This is a genomic window from Sphingobacterium sp. ML3W, from assembly GCF_029542085.1.
In the GTDB taxonomy this organism is placed as follows: Bacteria; Bacteroidota; Bacteroidia; order Sphingobacteriales; family Sphingobacteriaceae; genus Sphingobacterium.
In genome coordinates this window covers 5,341,973-5,365,714 of sequence record NZ_CP107036.1, presented here as the reverse complement: position 1 = coordinate 5,365,714, position 23,742 = coordinate 5,341,973, and the positions used below count along the sequence as shown (strand labels likewise).

Annotated in this window: 9 protein-coding genes; all 9 read right to left on the bottom strand. The window is 37.9% G+C overall.

The window, feature by feature from the left end:
• Positions 1-12: 12 nt before the first annotated feature.
• Positions 13-1,233 (bottom strand): hypothetical protein, encoded by a 1,221-nt coding sequence (locus OGI71_RS22265; RefSeq protein WP_282252023.1) that lies wholly within the window; start codon positions 1,231-1,233, stop codon positions 13-15.
• 36 nt (positions 1,234-1,269) lie between these two features.
• Positions 1,270-2,883 carry an MBL fold metallo-hydrolase gene (locus OGI71_RS22260; RefSeq protein WP_282252022.1) on the bottom strand — a complete coding sequence of 538 codons (1,614 nt, stop codon included), beginning with the start codon at positions 2,881-2,883 and terminating at the stop codon, positions 1,270-1,272.
• Between the two features lie 366 nt (positions 2,884-3,249).
• Positions 3,250-5,673: a penicillin acylase family protein gene (locus OGI71_RS22255; protein WP_282252020.1), complete on the bottom strand. Its 2,424-nt coding sequence runs from the start codon at positions 5,671-5,673 to the stop codon at positions 3,250-3,252.
• Positions 5,670-6,305: a 4'-phosphopantetheinyl transferase superfamily protein gene (locus tag OGI71_RS22250; RefSeq protein ID WP_282252019.1), complete on the bottom strand. Its 636-nt coding sequence runs from the start codon at positions 6,303-6,305 to the stop codon at positions 5,670-5,672. The genes OGI71_RS22255 and OGI71_RS22250 overlap by 4 nt, the downstream gene beginning before the upstream one ends.
• Positions 6,277-6,981: an alpha/beta fold hydrolase gene (locus OGI71_RS22245; protein WP_282252018.1), complete on the bottom strand. Its 705-nt coding sequence runs from the start codon at positions 6,979-6,981 to the stop codon at positions 6,277-6,279. Before OGI71_RS22245 ends, OGI71_RS22250 begins: the two co-directional genes overlap by 29 nt.
• A gap of 9 nt (positions 6,982-6,990) precedes the next feature.
• On the bottom strand, positions 6,991-8,637 hold the full coding sequence (locus OGI71_RS22240) for an ATP-binding cassette domain-containing protein (RefSeq protein WP_282252017.1): 1,647 nt from the start codon (positions 8,635-8,637) through the stop codon (positions 6,991-6,993).
• Positions 8,638-8,729: 92 nt separating this feature from the next.
• A complete protein-coding gene (locus OGI71_RS22235; protein ID WP_282252016.1) occupies positions 8,730-9,575 on the bottom strand; it encodes a glycosyltransferase family 9 protein in 846 nt (281 codons plus the stop codon).
• A gap of 207 nt (positions 9,576-9,782) precedes the next feature.
• Entirely contained in the window at positions 9,783-19,400 is a 9,618-nt protein-coding gene (locus OGI71_RS22230; RefSeq protein WP_282252015.1) for a non-ribosomal peptide synthetase, read from the bottom strand.
• Positions 19,397-23,632 (bottom strand): SDR family NAD(P)-dependent oxidoreductase, encoded by a 4,236-nt coding sequence (locus OGI71_RS22225; protein WP_282252013.1) that lies wholly within the window; start codon positions 23,630-23,632, stop codon positions 19,397-19,399. Before OGI71_RS22225 ends, OGI71_RS22230 begins: the two co-directional genes overlap by 4 nt.
• Positions 23,633-23,742: the final 110 nt, after the last annotated feature.

Below are 23,742 nucleotides of genomic sequence, written 5' to 3'. Positions count from 1 at the left end.
ATGATTGCCAAGTTAAAAATTGGCATAGTCGGTGGCTTTTGCTTTGTCAAATAGATTAGCCCTATTTTCCATATAGTTACCCCTTATCATCGTCGAAGCGAGATATAACAAATATTCCAGATAGAATTTTTCCTTCCTTAAGGAACTTAGGATATCCATGCATAAATACTCATAATTACCTAATAAATTAACAAACGGAATGACTTCAACATCCCCCTGTATATCCAAATACAGATTTTTTCTTTCATTTATTGAAATAAATGGTTTATAGATTTTAACATTTTCCCCTACAATTCGCTTAATATGAGTCCAAAAAAATTCATCATTGTTTGTCTTTGCCCATTTAATAAGATTTCTATGCAAAAACAATATTTGGCCATTCAAATCGTGTTGAACCATTGTAAGACCAAAAAACACTTTAAATTCGTTTTCGTACCCGCAATAAGCAACAGGAGTATCAATCATAAAATATTCACGATCCATTGCTAACCAAGCAAATTTGAAGGTATCTTTATCTCCTAGTAAAATTTGGTAATAGTCCTCATAGTTTTCATTGAAAAACATACACAAATTGAGTTCTCGCCAACATTTTTTTTTATTGATCAATATCTGCCCGCTTTCTTGCTCTCGCATATTCTGTGGTCTACATCCAATTATATCCCAGATTGAGTTATTTAAAGATGTTTCCCAAATATCTGGCCAAAAGAGGCATCCATATTTATCATAGACAGAGGTATCAAACAAAAATGTTGGGTCTTTAACACAATTATTATCTGCATCAAGGAACAAAACTTCTTCAAAAGCTGAATGTAGGATCGAAAACGGTTTGAGCGCATAGCTATGTATCTTCTTATTGGAATAATCAAAGTAATTTTTGCATACAACTCCTAGTTTATTAAGTTCTTCAATAATACCTTCGCTTAATTCATTTTCTTCGTACCACACCTCTATAGGCAATATACATCCGAGCTTTCTCAACATCTTTATATTGACCCAAGCGCAGGTCAAATAAACAAATCCCCCAGCACAAATCACTATTCCTCTTCCCCTGTATTTATCAATAGGATACTCCTTTATTTGTAATACAAACTCCTGCCATGAATTACGCATGCTTTTCTTCTTTTTTTTTGAAAAAAAAACACCACTATTTCTAATAAAATCTTCAGTAAAACAATCCTTATATTTATTGTTGTTTTTTAAAAATATCTTCCAAAAAGAAAAATAACCAAACATAAATCTACAATATTAAATTTGACAAAATAAACGGGGCTATTTAACCTTATTTCCTGAATAATTGTATAACAGTTCCTTTTCACCAAACAATCTTTCTGCAATAATCCCCCTAGATAAACATTCCTCTACCAATTTATTAGATTGTATAATTGGATTGGATTCTTCAGTATACTTTATACTACTTATAAATTTTAGCCAAGGCTCTTGGCCCATTGCATACACGTAAACTTCTTTAGGCGAAAAAATATCCACTAATTTAACTCCTAAACGATAATCAGAGCCCGAAAGACGACGCGATTGATCATTTTCTCTCGAAATATCTTCGGTTAACAATGGCCCATACAACCAAGTTAAGGGGGCTCCATCACATTCCATACCTAAAAAGATTACATCGATAGCCCCAACCATTTTCTCTATGTGCTCGTAAATTTTAAAGTCAATTATTCTGGAATCGGCAACAAACATTAATGTAAAACCTGATATTGCCAAATGAAAACACGATTTAGCCTGAATATTTAAATCACTGTGTTCACCTATGAAAGGGATTCCTGTTAAAACACAATCCCCTAAGACAAGTTTCTCCATATCTTTCACTTCTATAACATTTTTGAAACCTGTATTTTCCAGCGTGAGTTTCAAATTTGGATCTTGAAGTGCGCCACTCGTTGTACAAGGGACAATAATTTTTCCAATCTTATGCCGCAATGGTATTAATGTTTCGAACACGACATGATCTTGATGATTGTGTGTAATTAAAACATAGTCTATAAAATCTGGTAAATCAACATCAGAATAATGGTCAACACTAGACTCATATCCATAATAGCTTATTAAAGGATCAACCAATATTGATATCTCCTTCGTTTCAATTAATATGCAAGCATGTCCAAAGTATCTCATCCTAATCTTATCTGAATTATAGACGCTATATGTTGGATGTGATCTTTCGGTAAAAAAGGTTTCAAAAAGATCCATTTGATCCTCTGTCACACCAATTTCCAAAGCTATGTCAGTAATCGATCCTGGATTCCGTTTCATGCTGCAAAGTTTATCAATTCCAGAATCATCAAACGACACTGGTAAATGTATAACATTTGATTCCGATAATAAAGGTGTACTTAAACAAAACGGCCTATCATCATTTTCTGTAAGCCATAATGCTATTGATTGGGATCTTTTGTTATAGAATTCACTTCCATAAAGTAAACTTTCATAAATTCTAAACGAAAGATTATTATTTAAATCATAAACTATTTCGATGAACCCTTTTAAAATATCAGGAATTTCATTGTATAACAATTCAACACTATAACCATGTTTATGTCTTTTCAATAATAAATCAAGTGTTTTAATGCTTTCTGAAAATTCTATTAGCTTAGCTTGATTTAATAATGTCTGCTCCCTTAATTTCACTATTTCATCAACTCTATCAGGATTAATATCCATAAAAGGCCCGCCCAGCATTTTAGGATTTTTTACTGCTGAAGCATGAATTCTAGGGGATTGGATAAAAGAATTCATAATTTTAAGATGTCTTCCTGTTAAATTCATTGCCGCAGTAGCAGGAGAGATAAGATGTGTCCATGCGTACCAATTATCAAATAAAGGAGCTACTACTAAATTTGGTTTTAGGTAAGATAAGTTATTCATTTTTTTAATAAATTAAATAATAATTTTCCAATATAAAGACTCAAACCATTAATACTTCCACCTATCAAACCTGCCACTAAAAATATTAAAAAAGAGTACTGTGTTTTGATTGTGCTAATCTTCAATAAGATTTCTGTTTTGTAAAAATAACTAAATAAAATATTCCCGCCCATCCAAATTATAAAGCCAACTGCGAACCCAATTAAGAAAATATTTTTAAACTGGTTTAAAAAGAAAAACAGATAACCTATGACTATTAAAGGAAAGATCACTCCCCACCATACCAAATTAGTAAAAAGTCCGAGCGATATATTAATCGCTATTATAAGTAGAATCAACAACAAATATCTATTTAAAAATAATAGACTAATTCTTTCTAAAATTCCATACCATGTGCTTTTTTTTAGGTATTTTCTTTTCATTGTCGTAAAAATTAAGTTCAAAATAAGTTCCGTCCCTCCATGGTATTATGGAGTTTTGATAATATTTACTAGCTAAATTTCCAGATTGTCCACCTGGGTAAATACCTATTGCCTTGGGTTTCTCTCCAAGTTCCACAATCATACGCCATGAAGGTCCCCATTTATTAGAAGTAGCATTTATTGAGGAAGGACTACCTGGGGTCGCAACGTTGTTCATCCCTAATTCTGACATATTCCCTAATGACCTAAAATTAACACTGTTATAACTCCCCCACAACATATTTTGATTGATCATTCCGGTATTTATATTATCCAATAGCACCCCAAAAGCCTCATTTACGACATCATATGAATTCTCTATCCGATTGGACCCCAAACGATCAAAATATATATTTTCGGGATCTTTAATAATCATTTCGAGTAAAACTCTACTATTAGGAGCGCGCCGTACAAAATCGTATTGTTGCAATTCATCCCATGTGATATCCGTTAAATAGTTTAAAAATTGTTCATATAAATAGCCTACAGAATCTTGTAAGTTATGTTGATAATCCCATGTAGAAAGCCTAGAATAAATTTTCAACTGGTTGCTATTTAATGATTGTGTATTAATCATTTTCAAAATCGGCTTCAAATATTCCTCAGCAATTACATTTGTATTATCTAATTGAATATTTTTCATATCATTAATATTCATCTTACTTTTTTTTGTCAATAACTGCGTTATTTTTTGAGCCCTGGTTTCCTGAAAATTTCCAGAAAAATAATATTCATAAGATAGCAATGTCGGTCTCTGGTTAGCTGAAACTACATAATTTGATATAGGATTAATTGAGTGTGGAAGGCTATCCATAGGAATATAATTATATAAGTTTGCAGACTCTTTGCTTCCATCGAATACAAACTTACCTACACCTACGTGTCTATTTAAAATCTTACCCTGATGAAAGACTCCTATTGTATCTTCTTTCGTTGCGTAAACAAAATTGAATACAGGAATGCTATGTTCTTTTATTGCTTTTATAAAATCATTACTACACTTAGCTTTATTGATATTGATAAAAGTTTTTAAATCATTTGAAGGATTATTCAATTCCCATTTCAACGAGAAATCCTTATGCGAATCCCCTTTTCCAAAATTGTTATCATATACAATTGGTCCAAATTGAGAATAATATACTGTATCAATAAAAATAAAACTATCACGCCGCTTAATGGAATCAATTCGTTTATTCAGGCTCAACCATTTATCACCACTTTTATAACTTTTATAATCCGGAGAAATTTGCATTTTGTACCAATCTTTAACATCTTCTGCTCCGTTTGTAAGTCCCCATGCGATATCAGAATTAAAACCTATTAAAATCGAAGGAATACCAGGTATACCCACACCATAAGCGGATAAATCGGGGCATTGTATCTGCATTTCTAGCCAGATGTTCGGAAGCGTCAATTCTAAATGGGGATCTGCCGCTAAAATAACATTTCCGGATTCAGATTTCTCCCCCGAAATAGCCCAAGCATTACTACCCAAATTTGGATTATAAGATCTTGGGTGTATTTGAGATTTTTTTTCAAAAAAAGAATAATCCAAGTAATCAGGTTTTTTGACCTGTATTTGCATATTTTTTTCGCTAGTTGCATCACCTATAATTGGAGTAAGATTGCCAACTGACTCAGGATATAACCGATTAAAATTTTTGTCTCCTAATGATAAAATCATTTTTGACATAACTAAATCCTCTTCGTAGTCCGTCAACGTACTTGACAAGCCTTTTAATATCAATACTGATTTTAAATTACTCCACGGTTCAACTGGAATATCATAAATTTTATATTCAAGCGGAAGATCAGCATAGCTTAAATTGTTAATATACGCATTAACACCATTTGTATATGATGTTAAAGCTTGAATTGTTTCAGCATCTTTCTCAATCAAATGTAAACTTTCCTGAGCGGATTGTAATATCCCCTCCCTCCTACGCTTTCTATCAAACTCTAAATAGTTCGATCCACTAAAGATCTCAGACATCTTACCCGCCGAAAACCTAGAAGAGACATCCATTTGCCACAGTCTCAAAAATGCAGATACATAACCTTGTGTAAAGAACAAATCGTTTGTATTCTTGGCGTAAATATGCGGTACTAACCGATTATCATAATAAATATTGACTTCATCTTGAATCGCTACTTTGAAAACTTTAATTTTATTATCAATAAAATCTGGCTTTCCACTTTGCACTATGCCACTGAACGGATTCAATAATGAGCCCAATGGCGGAATAAAAAATAATCTCGAAGAAAAACCAATTACCACTAAAAATAAAAGAAAAGTAGAAAAAACAAGAGAAAATATCTTAGAATTCATAATAAACATCTAGGATTGAAAGTCTGTATATTAAATTCCAAACAAGAGCCGCTCGTACAGAAAAAACTAACAAAATCATTACTTACTTGAAATTCCACGAATTTCCATTGTTCATCATTGTATAAAATACTACTTGGTGTACAATCAACACTATCAAGAATATTACCTAAATCTGCACCAGAAGCTTTAGCAAATGCCTCCTTTCTAACCCATATTTCTATCATTTTCTGCTCTTTTTTATTAGTATCATTAATTATTTTTTTTTCGTTTCGGGTATAAAAGTTACACAAATCTACAGCAAATAAACTATCAATTGCCTCTATATCAATTCCAATATCAGCACTTGATGTGCAAAATACGACTGTATCCTTCGAATGCGATATATTAAAATTCTTCCATCCAAGTATATATGGCTTATTGTTAGCCGCTCTTTTAAACGAGTTTAGGTCTCCTGTACCACTCGAATTAATTGCATATTTCAACATCAATTTACCTAGTAGACTTAATTTTTGATCATTTATAAAACGAAATCTGTTGACTTCTTTTTTTATATGATCTGGTAGTAGCGACTTATACAAAGTCAAATCCAAATCGCCAATTAAATCAATTTGAGAAAACAGAATATTTACCATAATTTAAATTTATTATTCTTGATATTGCTTCGGGATGCATATATATAAAGAAATGCCCCCCTTTAAGCACAAACTCTTTAAATTCAGAATATGTGTGTTTGCTCCAATTCGCAATACTATTAGCATATTCTTCCTCTTCGCCCATCATAGCTATTATAGGTGAAGCAACTTTAAAATTTACTAAAAACTGAGTCTCGTCTACTATCTGAAAATCAGATCTTAAAATAGGCAAATAAAAATTCATCAAATCAAGTTCATAAAAAAAAGCTTCTGGAATTCCACCCATTTTTTTTAGCACATCACAAAATGCATCATCGCCAAGAGAAGAATAGTTTTCACGAACAACTACTCCAGGACCGGGATTACCACTCTCAATTATAAAAAGCGGTTTTTTACCTAGTTTTTCTAACTTATAAGTAATATAAAAAGCCAACGCCGCTCCCATACTATGTCCGAAAATAATGAAATGTTCCCCAGACAGCTGATACAATATTTGCCTCAAAAGATCATTTGCCGCTTCTTCAAAATTATTTAATAAAGGTTCATGTATTCGATCACCGCGTCCGGGCAATTCTAATACGCAAATCTCAAAATTTAATAAAAATGGTTTAATAAAATTATAGGAGTATTTGTTTCCTCCAGCAAAGTGCAAAAAAAATATTTTCGGTTTTAACATTATATAAATTTAGTGATATTTAGTATTTTGTAACTCCATAATTATTCCCGTTTCAATTTTAAAAATTCGATCACAATAATCAAAATATTCATTGTCATGTGTAATGGCTATAATTGAAAATCCCTCATTTTTTAAAATAGAAAGTATTTCAGTATAAAATTTCTTCTTAAAATACGGATCTTGATCGGCGGCCCATTCGTCCAAAATAATAATCGGATTATTTTCTAGTAGGTTTAAAACTAACGATAACCGTTTCTTCTGTCCCGTTGACAACAGAGCACTATTTATTATATTATCAGAATCAATTGTAACTTTATCTTCTATTTCAAACAGTTTCAAATATTCATTAAATTGTTTCAAATCATATCTTTCAAACCATAATAATTCATCGAAAATAAATGAATCTGAAAAAACTACACTAAAGGACGATTTGTATAAAGGAAAATTTGATGAAGAAACAATTTGATTATTTAAATAAATAGAGCCGCTAAATACCTCACTTAAACCTAGCAAGGAATTAACAAAAGTTGTTTTTCCACTGCCATTAGCACCTTGAATGAAAACTACCTCATTTTTATTCAAAGACCAATTAAATGGACCTATTTCGTATTTAGCAACATCATTAGAATAACCAACCACCAATTCCTTAACCTCTAAGTTAAAAAAATCATCTTTTTTCATTTTCTTATCACAAATTAGATTGTTAAAGTTCGACTGCGACAATTCTTTTTCAAGTATTTTTAAATTTAAGAGCGTTACTTTTGCTTTGGCAAAAGTAGGCAATAAACCAACTAACGATTGAATGGAGTTTAAAAAATATATTAACACAAAAACAACACTAATTAACTCAGAGGATTTAATACCAATAAGAAAAGATATCTTCACCAATAGAAACGCGATAAAAATATAGAATAGAATCTGTCCAATGATTTGACTATTCAAAAAACCTATATTAGCTTTAGTATTAAAAAAAAAGGACCTATCTTTAACTGAAATTATCCTTTTCTCTAAAATTAAAAAACCTTTTTTCGGATCTATATGTATTTCCTTAAATCCATTTAGTATTTTATTAACATAATCCACAAATGAGATTTCATTTTCTCGTGCCAATGCCAAAAAATTTGTATTAGTCTTCTCGTTAAAAAGATGCAGATACACTCCTACTATGGAGACTACTACCGTAATTAAAAATAATTTAAAAGAAACTTGAATTATAAATATTAAGCAAGCTAAAGATAATATAAATGATGTTATTAAATTAACAAAAAGAAATGAAATCTCAGTTAACACATTAACATCATTCAATAAACCAGTTTGAACTTTTGGAATTTTATTTTTAATTTCAAGAAATGTTGATTTCAGAACACTGTTAATTATATGGATTCGAAATTTCCATAATACTTTCTGTGAAGTAGTTATAACCTCGATTGCTAGATACCTTCGAGACCAAATATATAATGTCAGCACCAATATCAATAACCATAAGTAGTCAGGACTCAATACATAGAAATTATCATCACGATTAATTGACAATATAAAACTTATACATCTTATAAAAAAAAAATTTAACACACCAGACAAAAGTCCCAAACATATGCATTCAAAAAATTTTTTTATCCCAAATACCTTTATTATTTCTTTGATTACAGCAATCATTAATGGAAATTAGTTACTTATAATTAGTTACAAAATGCTTCAACATTTCTTAAAGATATAAAATGTTCCACATATTACCACATAAAATTTCACTATATAGATAAAATAGCTTCTCGAACTTCTTTCAAATCTATCAAATCCATGCATAGGACTTCATGGGGACATGTGTCATTTCTTAATAAATCAATACAGGGTGAACAAAATACATTTGCTTTAATATTTATATTTGTTTTATGACCCCAAATTAAAGGGGAAGAAGGTCCAAACAAAACTATGCCCGGCACTTCAAAAGCTGCAGCGACGTGTGCGTAAAAAGAATCTAGGCCAACAAGAGCTTTCGAATATTTGATGAGTGCCATCGACTTTCGGATCGTAAGCCCCTGTAAATTAACAGTTCCTTTGATTCTATCCTCGTCTTCGCTACCTATTTGAATAAATGTGTAACTTGGTATACTTCCAACCAATTTTTCCCATTTATCTTTACTCCATAATTTATTCTTGTATAATGACGTTGCAGCATGAATTATAATTGGGTGTTTATATTCTTTTAATATCTCTTGAGCTTCTAAATTTTCCTCCGTTTTCAAATAAATCTGAGGTGTCAAACTTTTTATAGATATATTATACAGTCGTCCCATAATTTTTGTAGCATGCTCCTCAAATAACATACTAGGAAGTAATTTGGCATAATTAAAACTAATGATTTCTATAAGTTTTAAGTTAGCCAAAACTCGAAAAATAAGTTTATTAATTTTATTTAATAATAATATAGAATCTATATATGGATTGTTGTCATAAATTTCTTTATATTTTGAAGTAATACATAACATAACAATTCTCTTATTTTCCTTTTGTTTCAATTCTTTTAGAAGAGGGGTTGAGAGCACTATATCTCCCAACCCGCCCCATGCCTTAATATAAATTATCTTTCTGTACATATCCTATTTTTAATCTCATTAATTTCATTAATACAAAATTGATATGCTCTAAGCTCCATATCTATAATAATTATTGCGTTCGCTTGTTTTTTTATATTATCCCCTGAATTAATTATATTCTCCTTACATAATTTCAAATATTCTACTTTGGTAGAATATTCAGATAATTTCACGTTTATTATAGAAATTATTTCATAAAATCCGCTATTACTCATTCCTTTCCTCCAAAATTAATTTAGACAATTCTTCTATCGTAGGGTTTAAATAGAGATCCCTTATAGATAACTCAAATGTTGACTGCATTTTCAAGAAATTTAAGACCGAAATACATTTAAAAGAATCACCTCCAATATCAAAAAAATTATCTTTTACACCTAACTCATCTACTTTTAAAACTGTTTTCCAAATTTCTAATAATAACATTTGGGTTTCTTCCTCGAATTGACCTATAAATCCTTCCTCTTCAATCTCTTCTTGCTCAGGGAATATTCTTAGTCGATGTATGTCTGTCTTTCCATTGAAATTAAGTGGAAATTCGTCCAATTGTATAATACTATTCGGTAGTAAGCTTATAGGCATTTTTGCAGCAAGAAATTTTCGAAGTTTTTTAATATCAACTTTTTCAGATGACACAATATATGTTATCAATTGCGGTTCCATCCCTAGCTTTTCAGCCATAACTGATTTAGAAGTATTGACTCCTGAAAATTGTTGAACGAAAGTATCTATTTCATTTAATTCAATCCGCTGCCCACGTATTTTTACTTGATCATCTTTTCGTCCTAAAAATTCGATTGAGCCATTATTTAGCCACCGAGCAAAATCTCCGGTGCAATAGAATCGCTCACCAGGACGGTAGGGATTTTCTACAAATCGCAAAGACGTCAGATCGGGACGGTTAAGGTAACCCCGGGAAACACCAGCGCCACCGATATAGATCTCACCCACACAGCCCTCAGGAACAACTCCCATATTACCGTCAAGAATATAAATATATTCGTTATGCAAGGGGCGACCTATCGTACATCTTTCACTTGCATTTATTTTTAATCCTGTACTCCAAATTGTTGTTTCAGTTGGCCCGTACATATTGTATATTTCCGTTTTACCAAAACTCTTTAGCTTCTCAAATAGGTTTATTGGCAAAAGCTCTCCTCCAACTATTAACATCTTGATCTTATCAACGAAATTTTCATCATATGACAGCAAAACTTTAAGCCGCGACGGGGTAGTTTGCACAACATCCACGTCCCTGTTCAAAATTCCCCTTATAATTACCTCAGGATCGTTGCTATCCAAAACATTTATAATCAAACCATGGCAAAGTCCTCCCAAGATTTCAAGGACTGATATATCAAATGTGTAGTTAGTAAAAAACAAAATCGATTTCATTTCTTTAAAACTCACATTAAAGTTTAAGAAAAAAGAAACCACATTTCTATGCTCAACCATAACCCCCTTGGGTTCACCCGTAGAACCAGAAGTATAGATAACATATGCAAGGTCTCTGCCATCGATAACCCCTTCAAGGGAATCCGCACTGTAATCGCCCATCACCGACCGAAAATCGGACAGAAAAGAGTCATCTATAACAACACGGCAGCCACTGTCGGACAACATATAATCAACCCTCGACCGCGGATAACCCGGGTCAATGGGAACATACGCCCCTCCGGCCTTAAGAACACCGAGGATCGCAACCACCATCCATTCCGAACGCTCCAAAAGCAAACCAACAAGAACTTCACGGCCAACACCGTGCTCCCGTCTGAGATAGTCCCCAAGACGGTTCGACAAACAGTCCAGATCACGGTAGCTCAGCTCCCGGTCCCCGTAGACCACGGCCGGTAGATCACCATAAAGAGCCGCACTGGACTCAAAAAGACTCACAACACTCTCACCCTCAGGATAAGAAACTCCCGTCGCATTAAACCCATAAACAAGACGATCGACCTCTTCTGCCCCCAGATAGGCAACTTCCCCAAGACGAACTCCAGGATTCGCTGAAACACAGCAGATGAAACTACGCAGGTGCTCAAGGATAATCCGCGCCCGCGAATCGCTATAAACATCCGTGCTGTACTCAAGCCCAACAGAAAGAACGCCCCCGGATTCCGAAAACGTAAACAGAAGGTCAAACTTGCTCGTAGAGTCCCCATAAGAACCCTCGTAACCGCTAACCTCAACACCCCCCACACAAACAGCACCAGACCCTATAGCACTATCTTCCTGAACGCTCAACATGACATCGAACAGCGGGTTGCGCCCCATGTCACGTACAACTCCCAGTTCCTCAACCAAACGCTCAAAAGGATAAAGCTGGTGCGCATAACCGCCAAGGCAAACAGAACGAACATGCGACAGAAGCCCCAGAAAATCTTCTTCTCCCGTAAAACGGCTCCGAAAAGCAAGCGTGTTCGCATAAAAACCCAGCTGACCGGAAAGACCGGCATGCTCACGCCCAGCAATGGGACTACCGATGACCTGGTCTGTCTGACCGCTGTAACGGTAAAAAAGACCGTTGACAGAAGCCAGACAGCCCATGAAAAGCGTACAGCCTGACCCCTGCAGCACAGAACGGAAGGCCACGGAGTCAGACAACGACAACGAAACAGAAACACGGGAACCACGGTAGCTCTTTACTGCAGGACGCACAAGGTCCTCAGGCAGCTGCAGCACCGGAAGCTCACCCCCCAGCTGCTCAAGCCAGTAGGAACGAGAGACAGAAAAAAAGTCCCCGGACAGATGACCAGACTCCCAGCTCGCATAATCACGGTACTGAAGTTCAAGCGACGGCAGATCCGCCACCAAACCAGAAGAAAGCGAACCATAAAGCGACAGAACTTCCTTGACCATGATACCCATAGACCAGCCATCACTGATGATATGGTGCATCGTGCACAGAAAAACCCACTCCGAGGGACCTGTACGGTAAAGGTGCGCACGAAGCAGGGGGCCCGAAGATAGGTCAAAAGGACGCACGATCTCAGAGGACAGCAGCCCCTCAACACCCCCTCCCTCTATTGCATAACCCTCTCCAATAAGATCACGGTATGCAAGGGAAAATCCCGCATCTTCCGCTGAAAGAACAACCTGACGCACATCTCCCCCATCAACCGTACGGAAAACCGTCCGAAGGATCTCATGGCGCCCGATGAGCTCGCGGAAAGACCCCTCCAGTGCAGAAATGTCCAGAACACCACGGAAAACATAAACCGACGGAACATGGTAGGCCATGCTGCCCCCATCAAACTGGCTCAGAACCCATAGACGACGCTGCGAGGACGACAAAGGGTAACCGGAATCACTGTCGGGAACCCGAGCGATGCCTACAACGCCCGGAAGGTTGCCCCTGGAAAGAAGACCTGACTGACCCGAAACCGTAGGGTGCAGGAAAAGGTCCTGCAGGGACATCTGAACATGGAAACTCCGCGAAACACTGCCCGAAAGACGGATAGCCCGCAGACTGTTCCCCCCAAGATCAAAAAAATTGTCGTGGATACCGATGCCCGAACGGCCCAGAACTTCCTCCCAGATCGAAACCAGAAGAGACTCCACCGCATTACGCGCACCCACATACTCCGTACCCGTGCCCAACACACCCTCGTCGGGATCAGGCAATGACTTCCGGTCGACCTTACCGTTCGATGTCAGGGGAAGCTCCGAAAGCTCAACATAACGCGACGGAACCATATAAGACGGAACCAGCTCCCCAAGCTCCGCTCGAAGAGCGCCCACATCAACAGGGACAGAGCTAACAATATACGAAACAAGCTCCCGATCCCCCCCATTGACCTCACGTGCAACGGTAACACTACCCAGGATACCCGAACAGCGCTGAACAGAACGGTCAACCTCGCTAAGCTCGATACGGTAGCCACGCACCTTTACCTGGTCGTCCATACGGCCCCGGTACTCGATCTCTCCTCCTGACAGACGAACACCGAGATCGCCCGTACGGTAAAGACGCTCCCCCGCACGGTAGGGATCAGCTACAAATCGCAAAGACGTCAGATCGGGACGGTTAAGGTAACCCCGTGAAACACCAGCACCACCAATGTAGATCTCACCCAGACAGCCCTCAGGAACAACCTCCATATTACCGTCAAGAATATAGATCCATGTATTACCTATAGGTAATCCAATGGGTACATTGGAAAGTGATTTACACAATAATACTTCACCTTTATAGATGCTTGCACAAATGCTAGTTTCAGTTGGCCCATATGCATTATAAAAGTAATTCAGTACTTCTCCGAATTTTTGATAGGTCTCTTGTGAAGTGACCTCCCCTGCAAATATCAAAACCTCTACTTCCTTAAAGAATTTATTTCCCATAAGACTAAGGATGGCAGGTGGAATAGTAGCAATTGATATTGAATTATTTTCGATATAACTCCCAAGAAGATTTGGATCCTCTTTTGTCAAATTATCCACTATGTAGAGACTTCCTCCCGAAAATAAACAAACAAAAATCTCGGAAATAGAAGCATCAAAGGAAAATGATGCATACTGGAGATGTTTTTTTTGCTTAATTACTCCGAATATTTCTTGCTGACCAAGAATTGTGTTGACTACATTTCGATGCTCCACCATAACCCCCTTGGGTTCACCCGTAGAACCAGAAGTATAGATAACATATGCAAGGTCACTGCTACTAATTACTATAGGTACATTCTCAAAACACGTGTCCTCAGAATTTATTTCTATATCTATAGCATATAGACTCCCTTCAAAATTCGAAAAATTGAAAATATAATCAGCCTGTGTTATGATTGCTTGACAACAGCTATCCTGAATAAGATAATCTATTCTTGATTGGGGATAACCCGAGTCAATGGGAACATAAGCTCCTCCGGCCTTAAGAACACCGAGAATCGCAACCACCATCCATTCCGAACGATCCAGCACAATTCCGATCAATGCACCATCTCCAACTCCGTGCTGCGTACGTAAATGATAACTAACCTGATTAGCTAAACCATTCAAATCACGGTAGCTCAGCTCCCGATCCCCGTAAACCACGGCCGGTAGATCACCATAAAGAGCCGCACTAGACTCAAAAAGACTCACAATACTCTCCCCCTCAGGATAAGAAACTTCCGTCGCATTAAACCCATAAACAAGACGATCAACCTCATCTGCCCCCAGATAGGCAACTTCCCCAAGACGAACTCCAGGACTCGCTGAAACACAGCAGATGAAACTACGCAGGTGCTCAAGGATACTCCGCGCCCGCGAATCGCTATAAACATCCGTGTTGTACTGTAGATCTACAGAAAGCCTTCCTTCCGATTCCGAAAACAAAAATATCAGGTCAAAAGCAGCATTTATATTTTCTACCCCATTATAAGGACTGATATTTAAATCTTTATTATCAAAACCAATTGAATTATCATTATATTGAAAAAGAACTTGAACATCGAAAAGCGGGTTGCGCCCCATGTCACGGACAACTCCCAGTTCCTCAACTAAACGGTCAAAAGGATAAAGCTGGTGCGCATAACCGCCAAGGCAAACAGAACGAACTTGCGACAGAAGCCCCAGAAAATCTTCTTCTCCAGTAAAACGGCTCCGAAAAGCAAGCGTGTTCGCATAAAAACCCAGCTGGCCGGAAAGACCGGCATGCTCACGCCCAGCAATGGGACTACCGATGACCTGGTCTGTCTGACCGCTGTAACGGTAAAAAAGTCCGTTCACGGAAGCCAGGCAGCCCATGAAAAGCGTACAGCCTGACCCCTGAAGCACAGAACGGAAGGCAACGGAGTCAGACAACGACAACGAAACAGAAACACGGGAACCACGGTAGCTCTTTACGGAAGGACGCACAAGGTCCTCAGGCAGCTGCAGCACCGGAAGCTCACCCCCGAGCTGCTCAAGCCAGTAGGAACGAGAAACAGAAAAAAAGTCCCCGGACAGATGACCAGACTCCCAGCTCGCATAATCACGGTACTGAAGCTCAAGCGACGGCAGATCCGACACCAAGCCAGAAGAAAGCGAACCATAAAGCGACAGAACTTCCTTGACCATGATACCCATAGACCAGCCATCACTGATGATATGGTGCATCGTGCACAGAAAAACCCACTCCGAGCGACCTGTACGGTAAAGGTGTGCACGAAGCAGAGGGCCCGAAGATAGGTCAAAAGGACGCCCGATCTCAGAGGACAGCAGCTCATCAACAACACCCCCCTCTATTGCATAACCCTCTCCAGTAAGATCCCGGTATGCAAGGGAAAATCCCGCCTCTTCCGCTGAAAGAACCACCTGACGCACATCTCCCCCATCAACCGTACGGAAAACCGTCCGAAGGATCTCATGGCGCCCGATGAGCTCGCGGAAAGACCCCTCCAGTGCAGAAATGTCCAGAACACCACGGAAAACATAAACCGACGGAACATGGTAGGCCATGCTGCCCCCATCAAACTGGCTCAGAACCCATAGACGACGCTGCGAGGACGACAAAGGGTAACCGGAATCACTGTCGGGAACCCGAGCGATGCCTACAACGCCCGGAAGGTTGCCCCTGGAAAGAAGACCTGACTGACCCGAAACCGTAGGGTGCAGGAAAAGGTCCTGCAGGGACATCTGAACATGGAAACTCCGCGAAACACTGCCCGAAAGACGGATAGCCCGCAGACTGTTCCCCCCAAGATCAAAAAAATTGTCGTGGATACCGATGCCCGAACGGCCCAGAACTTCCTCCCAGATCGAAACCAGAAGAGACTCCACCGCATTACGGGCACCAACATACTCCGTACCCGTACCCAACAGACCTTCATCGGGATCAGGCAATGACTTCCGGTCAACCTTACCGTTCGATGTCAGCGGAAGCTCCGAAAGCTCAACATAACGTGACGGAACCATATAAGACGGAACCAGCTCCCCAAGCTCAGCCCGAAGAGCGCCCACATCAACAGCGCCCGCGCCAACAATATACGAAACAAGCTCCCGGTCCCCACCATTGACCTCACGTACAACCGTAACACTTCCCAGGATACCCGAACAGCTCTGAACAAAACGGTCAACCTCACCAAGCTCGATACGGTAGCCACGCACCTTTACCTGGTCGTCCATGCGGCCCCGGTACTCGATCTCTCCTCCTGACAGACGAACACCGAGATCGCCCGTACGGTAAAGACGCTCCCCGGGACGGTAGGGATCAGCTACAAATCGCAAAGACGTCAGATCGGGACGGTTAAGGTAACCCCGTGAAACACCAGCACCACCAATGTAGATCTCACCCAGACAGCCCTCAGGAACAACCTCCATATTACCGTCAAGAATATAGATCCATGTATTACCTATAGGTAATCCAATGGGTACATTGGAAAGTGATTTACACAATAATACTTCACCTTTATAGATGCTTGCACAAATGCTAGTTTCAGTTGGCCCATATGCATTATAAAAGTAATTCAGTACTTCTCCGAATTTTTGATAGGTCTCTTGTGAAGTGACCTCCCCTGCAAATATCAAAACCTCTACTTCCTTAAAGAATTTATTTCCCATAAGACTAAGGATGGCAGGTGGAATAGTAGCAATTGATATTGAATTATTTTCGATATAACTCCCAAGAAGATTTGGATCCTCTTTTGTCAAATTATCCACTATGTAGAGACTTCCTCCCGAAAATAAACAAACAAAAATCTCGGAAATAGAAGCATCAAAGGAAAATGATGCATACTGGAGATGTTTTTTTTGCTTAATTACTCCGAATATTTCTTGCTGACCAAGAATTGTGTTGACTACATTTCGATGCTCCACCATAACCCCCTTGGGTTCACCCGTAGAACCAGAAGTATAGATAACATATGCAAGGTCACTGCCATCGGTAACCCCTTCAAGGGAATCCGCACTGTAATCGCCCATCACCGACCGAAAAGCGGTCAGAAAAGAGTCATCTATAACAACACGGCAGCCACTGTCGGACAACATATACTCAACCCTCGACCGCGGATAACCGGGGTCAATGGGAACATACGCCCCTCCGGCCTTAAGAACACCGAGAATCGCAACCACCATCCATTCAGAACGCTCCAAAAGCAAACCAACAAGAACTTCACGGCCAACACCGTGCTCCCGTCGGAGATAGTCCCCAAGACGGTTCGACAAACAGTCCAGATCACGGTAGCTCAGCTCCCGGTCCCCGTAGACCACGGCCGGTAGATCACCATAAAGAGCCGCACCAGACTCAAAAAGACTCACAACACTCTCACCCTCAGGATAAGAAACTTCCGTCGCATTAAACCCATAAACAAGACGATCGACCTCTTCTGCCCCCAGATAGGCAACTTCCCCAAGACGAACTCCAGGATTCGCTGAAACACAGCAGATGAAACTACGCAGGTGCTCAAGGATAATCCGCGCCCGCGAATCGCTATAAACATCCGTGCTGTACTCAAGCCCAACAGAAAGAACGCCCCCGGATTCCGAAAACGTAAACAGAAGGTCAAACTTGCTCGTAGAGTCCCCATAAGAACCCCCGTAACCGCTAACCTCAACACCCCCCACACAAACAGCACCAGACCCAACAGCACTATCTTCCTGAACGCTCACCATAACATCGAAAAGCGGGTTGCGCCCCATGTCACGGACAACTCCCAGTTCCTCAACCAAACGCTCAAAAGGATAAAGCTGGTGCGCATAACCGCCAAGGCAAACAGAACGAACTTGCGACAGAAGCCCCAGAAAATCCTCTTCTCCAGTAAAACGGCTCCGAAAAGCAAGCGTGTTCGCATAAAAACCCAGCTGGCCGGAAAGACCGGCATGCTCACGCCCAGCAATGGGACTACCGATGACCTGGTCTGTCTGACCGCTGTAACGGTAAAAAAGTCCGTTCACGGAAGCCAGACAGCCCATGAAAAGCGTACAGCCTGACCCCTGCAGCACAGAACGGAAGGCAACGGAGTCAGACAACGACAACGAAACAGAAACACGGGAACCACGGTAGCTCTTTACGGAAGGACGCACAAGGTCCTCAGGCAGCTGCAGCACCGGAAGCTCACCCCCGAGCTGCTCAAGCCAGTAGGAACGAGAAACAGAAAAAAAGTCCCCGGACAGATGACCAGACTCCCAGCTCGCATAATCACGGTACTGAAGCTCAAGCGACGGCAGATCCGACACCAAGCCAGAAGAAAGCGAACCATAAAGCGACAGAACTTCCTTGACCATGATACCCATAGACCAGCCATCACTGATGATATGGTGCATCGTGCACAGAAAAACCCACTCCGAGGGACCTGTACGGTAAAGGTGCGCACGAAGCAGGGGGCCCGAAGATAGGTCAAAAGGACGCCCGATCTCAGAGGACAGCAGTTCATCAACACCCCCCCCCTCTATTGCATAACCCTCTCCAGTAAGATCCCGGTATGCAAGGGAAAATCCCGCCTCTTCCGCTGAAAGAACAACCTGACGCACATCTCCCCCATCAACCGTACGGAAAACCGTCCGCAGGATCTCATGACGCCCGATGAGCTCGCGGAACGATCCCTCCAGTGCAGAAATATCAAGAACACCACGGAAAACATAAACCGACGGAACATGGTAGGCACCGCTGCCCCCGTCAAACTGGCTCACAACCCATAGACGACGCTGCGAGGACGACAAAGGGTAACCGGAATCACTATCGGCCGCCTTATTAATCCTATTTGATGAATTTTTATTAAAAAAATTTAAAATTTCTACCTTATTTCTCCTAATTTCATCTATTAATAAAGGGTTTGGAATATCAAACTCTGAATGATGAACTATAAGATCTTCACCATTCACAGATAATTCTATATTAGAATTTTTTAAAACTTTTAATAAATGTAGAATTTTCATATAATAAAGCTTGATTTACCTAAGGATTTATTCTGATCTTTAAATGATCTAACCTCATCAATAACTTGAGACAATTCCTTAATATCTTCCAAATCAAATAATTCCGCCAAAGAAAGATCTACACCAAAACTCGCTCTTAATTCTCTCAAAAATGTCATTGCTTTTAAGGAATCGCCTCCCAAGTCAAAAAAATTATCATTTTTTTGAATACCTTTAATTCCAAAAAAGCTTTCAAAAAGTTCTATCAATTTATTCAAACTATGGATTTCACCAATCTCGCCCTTTGAATTAGCCAGTTCGGATATATTAAATTTGTCTTCAGATTTCAAGTATCTATTTTTATAGAACTCAATTCCTTTTCTTGAAATAATTTGATTTTTAACACCTATACTTAACACATATTCAATAATATTACAAAAATCTCTCGAAAACAGACCAAAGTCATCCCCAACCCCGATTAAGTTAGATTTCTTTATATAATTAACTTTCGTCGCCATACCTACATCTAGCACTCGATCTAGTTGCACACTAATGAATGGAAATTCAGTATTGTATTGATTAACGAATGAATCTATATAAGAATTTGCTGCAGTATATCCAACCTGACCAAAAGCCCCGAAAGAAGCAGCCAAAGAAGAAAAATTTAAAAAGAAATCTAGATTTCTTTTGTGAAAAATATTATAAAGATTTTTTATCCCTAAAATTTTCGGGCTAAAGATAGAGGATTCGTCAGTTTCATTTCTTTTTACTATTACACCACCAAAATCTGCATTACCAGCTAAATGAAATACACCATTAATTTTACCGATCTGTAACTCTATTTCATGAATTTTCTTTTGTACAATATCATAACATCCTATATCACATTGCAAATAAAATATATCACTTACCTGCCCTATATCTTCATTATTAGAACTTCTACTCAAAACTATAACTTTAGCCTCATATTGATTAATAAGAAACTGAACTAAAACGCGGCCCAAACCACCCGTACCACCTGTTACTAAATATATCCCTCCCTTACGAAAACTAAATTTGTCTAATGACTTAGTTAATTCTAATTTCTCGAAATCTTTACAATATCTTATTCCATTTTTTATCAATACTTCAATGAAATGTTTATGATATTTTTTAATTTCATTTAAAATTTCAAAATGGCCTTGTTCACCGCTACTCTCGATCCCTATACTTCTACATTTTATATTGGGGAATTCCAAAGAAACGACTTTTAGAGCTCCAATACCCAAACTTTTATCAGCTATGTTAATATCCACAGAGTTTAAAGAATATACTCTATCGCTTACTAAATCGAATGATAGATCTTTTGCTCCGAAAAACAGTGAATAAGTCCGAGCTATCTTCAATATAGATTGATATCCTATTAAATGATAATGGTCATATTCATCAGAAATATTTCGTATAGTGGTTAATTGGGAATCAATATTCCACAAATGTAAAACACTATCTACCAAAACATTTCTACTTTTAAACATTGCAAAAAGTTGGTGATACTCATTTTCATTATTTGGATTTAACTCATAACAATTTGTTGATCTTTCCAAAAATTTACTTCCTCTTAAAATCTTTACAACAACATTATCGCACTCAAGACCCTCGATTATCTTATCAAAAAAATCCCCCTGATTACTAAACACTATTATTGTTTTATTCTTTAAAAAATTATCATCATAAATATGTTTATTCAGTAATTTCCATTGAGGAATATAAAACCAATCAAGAATATCTCTATTAACCAGTTTCGTTTCGCCTACACTTCGTAGCAAATCTTGAAAGTCAACCTCTGATGGAAAAACTTTTTGATCAAACGCATATGTTGGTATAGAGATCCTATTACCCATTCCTTTTACCAAAATTTGCCAATCTATATTAAATCCATATTCCCAAATCTTAGTTATACTTTTCAAAAAACTATCTAAAATTGAACCATTTATTATCGAACAATCTATTTGAATATTTTTTACATCTTCCCTAGACATTTCTTGAGTTAAAGTTGAAACATAAGAGAGATTTCCAATTTCTATAAATAGTGAATTATCAAGATCGACATTTGTAATTTTAATGATATCATAAATTGTAATCTGTTCGTTTGAAGGCTGTAATAAATAACTTATATCCAATTGGGTACCTGCCGTTATAACTTTACCTAAGGCACTTGAATAAAAAGGGATTTTTGTTTTTGAAAATTGAACATTCTGAAGAATCTCTAAATATTTAGCTTCAGTGTTTTTTTCCCTTTCATACAATACCCATAGAGCATCTTCTAATATAAATGCATCAGCTAAGCAGGCAGAAACGTATTCCCCTCTACCAAAACTGATAATAAAAGCTGGTTTTATACCCACACTCGTTAAAAAGTGGGCAATTCCATATTCTATTAAAAAAAACAATGGATCTAGATTACTAATTACCTCCCAATCAGGATTTTCTCTTAAAAAAATATATTTCCAATAAATATTATTGCCTGCAATTCGCTCCAAACACGACAGCCCGTGGTCAATTATTTCACGAAACCCTCCGTATATTTTATAAAAGCTACGCACTGCATCGATAGAAATTTGAGAGTTATCGCCTAAAATAAAAATTGGAGACACATTTTTGTTTAAAGTAAATTGTTTTGGATAAGAAGCTTCAGCTTCCAACATCATCAAAAGATCACCTCTAGCTTCGAATTCAATAGTTATTCTATGTTCAAACTCAGTTCTGCCGATCAAAAGTGTATAACATAAATCAGATAAATCTGTATTTTTATTTGTTTTGATAAATAAAGCTAGTCTCTGTAGCAAATCAGATAACGATGAAGAAGTTCTGGCAGAACAAACTAATAATTTAAGTGTTTCATTATTTTCTTTTCTTGAAGTCTCATTATTTTTAAATTCCTCAAGGACAACATGAGCATTCGTGCCTCCTATCCCTAGAGATGTTACCCCAGCACGAGCAACAGTTTTACTAGAAATTTTACTTAATATTTTGTTTACAACAAATGGGCCTTGTGCAAAATTAATTTCTGGATTAGCTTCATTAAAATGTAGACTAGGTGGTAACATCCTAAATTTCAATGCCAATACTGTTTTTATTAGCCCCGCGATTCCTGCTGCGATGTCTAGATGTCCAATATTTGTCTTTACGGAACCAATCTTACAAACATGTGAACAGTCATCATTAAAGGCTCTATTAAGAGCTGCCACTTCTATAGGATCTCCTAATTTAGTAGCCGTACCATGAGCTTCAATATATTCAATTGATTTATAATCAACTTTAGAGAATTTTAAAGCTCCTTTAATACAGTCTGTTTGCCCTACCACACTTGGAGCTGTAAATCCTACTTTTCTATTTCCATCATTATTAATATGCGATCCCTTAACTATTGCATAGACATTGTCTCCATCCTTAATCGCATCGTCCAATCTCTTTAAAATAATTGCTCCTGCGCCCTCACTTCCAACAGTACCTGTTGCATCTTTATCGAAGGTTCGGCAGTGACCATCTTTCGACATAGTTAAACCATCACGATAAAGGTATCCTTGTTCTTTTTCTAACTTTAATGTTATTCCTCCTGCAATAGCCAAATTCACTTCTCCTGTTAATAAAGCTCTACACGCCATATGGACTGCAACCAAAGATGTTGAACAGGCCGTATTAACAAAACAAGCAGGTCCACGTAAATCTAATTTATATGCTATAAGAGAGCATAAAAAATCTCGATTTGATAGAATATCTTTTGTAAAATTATCAATAGTTGCACCACTTCCTTTAATTTTAGAATATACTTGCCAATCGAAATCAGAATTGGCACCTGCATATATTCCAGTGATGTCTCTAGTTTTCGAATTTCCATATCCACTATCTTCGAGAGCCTCCCACACACATTCATGGAACATTCTATGCACTGGGTTCATGATTTCTACCTCATCGGGTCGATAACCGAAAAATACTGGATCGAATTTATCTTTATTGTCTACAGAAAAATATGAATTTATATAACCTTCGTCCAGATTCATACTTTCTTCAAAATCCACATATTTAAGCTGCTCCTTACCAGATTTGATATTCTCCCAAAATTCCCTCCAATTATTTGCTCCAGGAAACCTACAAGATAGACCAATAATTGCAACTTCTAGCCCTGTATAGTTATTTGTATGGTTCATAAAATCGTATTTACTAAAATATATTACAAAGTAGTTAATTTTTCTTGAAATCTTATTTTTTTTCACTAAAAACTTTATTTTTAGTCCTATTAGAGACAATTAATCTCCCATTTTGTACTGTTATATTAATACTTTTATCTATTAAAAGGAGTGTGAGATCTATAATTGCTTTCATA

Excerpts from the sequence above, each read along its gene's own strand:
- OGI71_RS22265 (WP_282252023.1), bottom strand. The coding sequence starts at position 1,233 with ATGTTTGGTTATTTTTCTTTTTGGAAGATATTTTTAAAAAACAACAAT.
- OGI71_RS22260 (WP_282252022.1), bottom strand. The coding sequence starts at position 2,883 with ATGAATAACTTATCTTACCTAAAACCAAATTTAGTAGTAGCTCCTTTA.
- OGI71_RS22255 (WP_282252020.1), bottom strand. The coding sequence starts at position 5,673 with ATGAATTCTAAGATATTTTCTCTTGTTTTTTCTACTTTTCTTTTATTT.
- OGI71_RS22250 (WP_282252019.1), bottom strand. The coding sequence starts at position 6,305 with ATGGTAAATATTCTGTTTTCTCAAATTGATTTAATTGGCGATTTGGAT.
- OGI71_RS22245 (WP_282252018.1), bottom strand. The coding sequence starts at position 6,981 with ATGTTAAAACCGAAAATATTTTTTTTGCACTTTGCTGGAGGAAACAAA.
- OGI71_RS22240 (WP_282252017.1), bottom strand. The coding sequence starts at position 8,637 with ATGATTGCTGTAATCAAAGAAATAATAAAGGTATTTGGGATAAAAAAA.
- OGI71_RS22235 (WP_282252016.1), bottom strand. The coding sequence starts at position 9,575 with ATGTACAGAAAGATAATTTATATTAAGGCATGGGGCGGGTTGGGAGAT.
- OGI71_RS22230 (WP_282252015.1), bottom strand. The coding sequence starts at position 19,400 with ATGAAAATTCTACATTTATTAAAAGTTTTAAAAAATTCTAATATAGAA.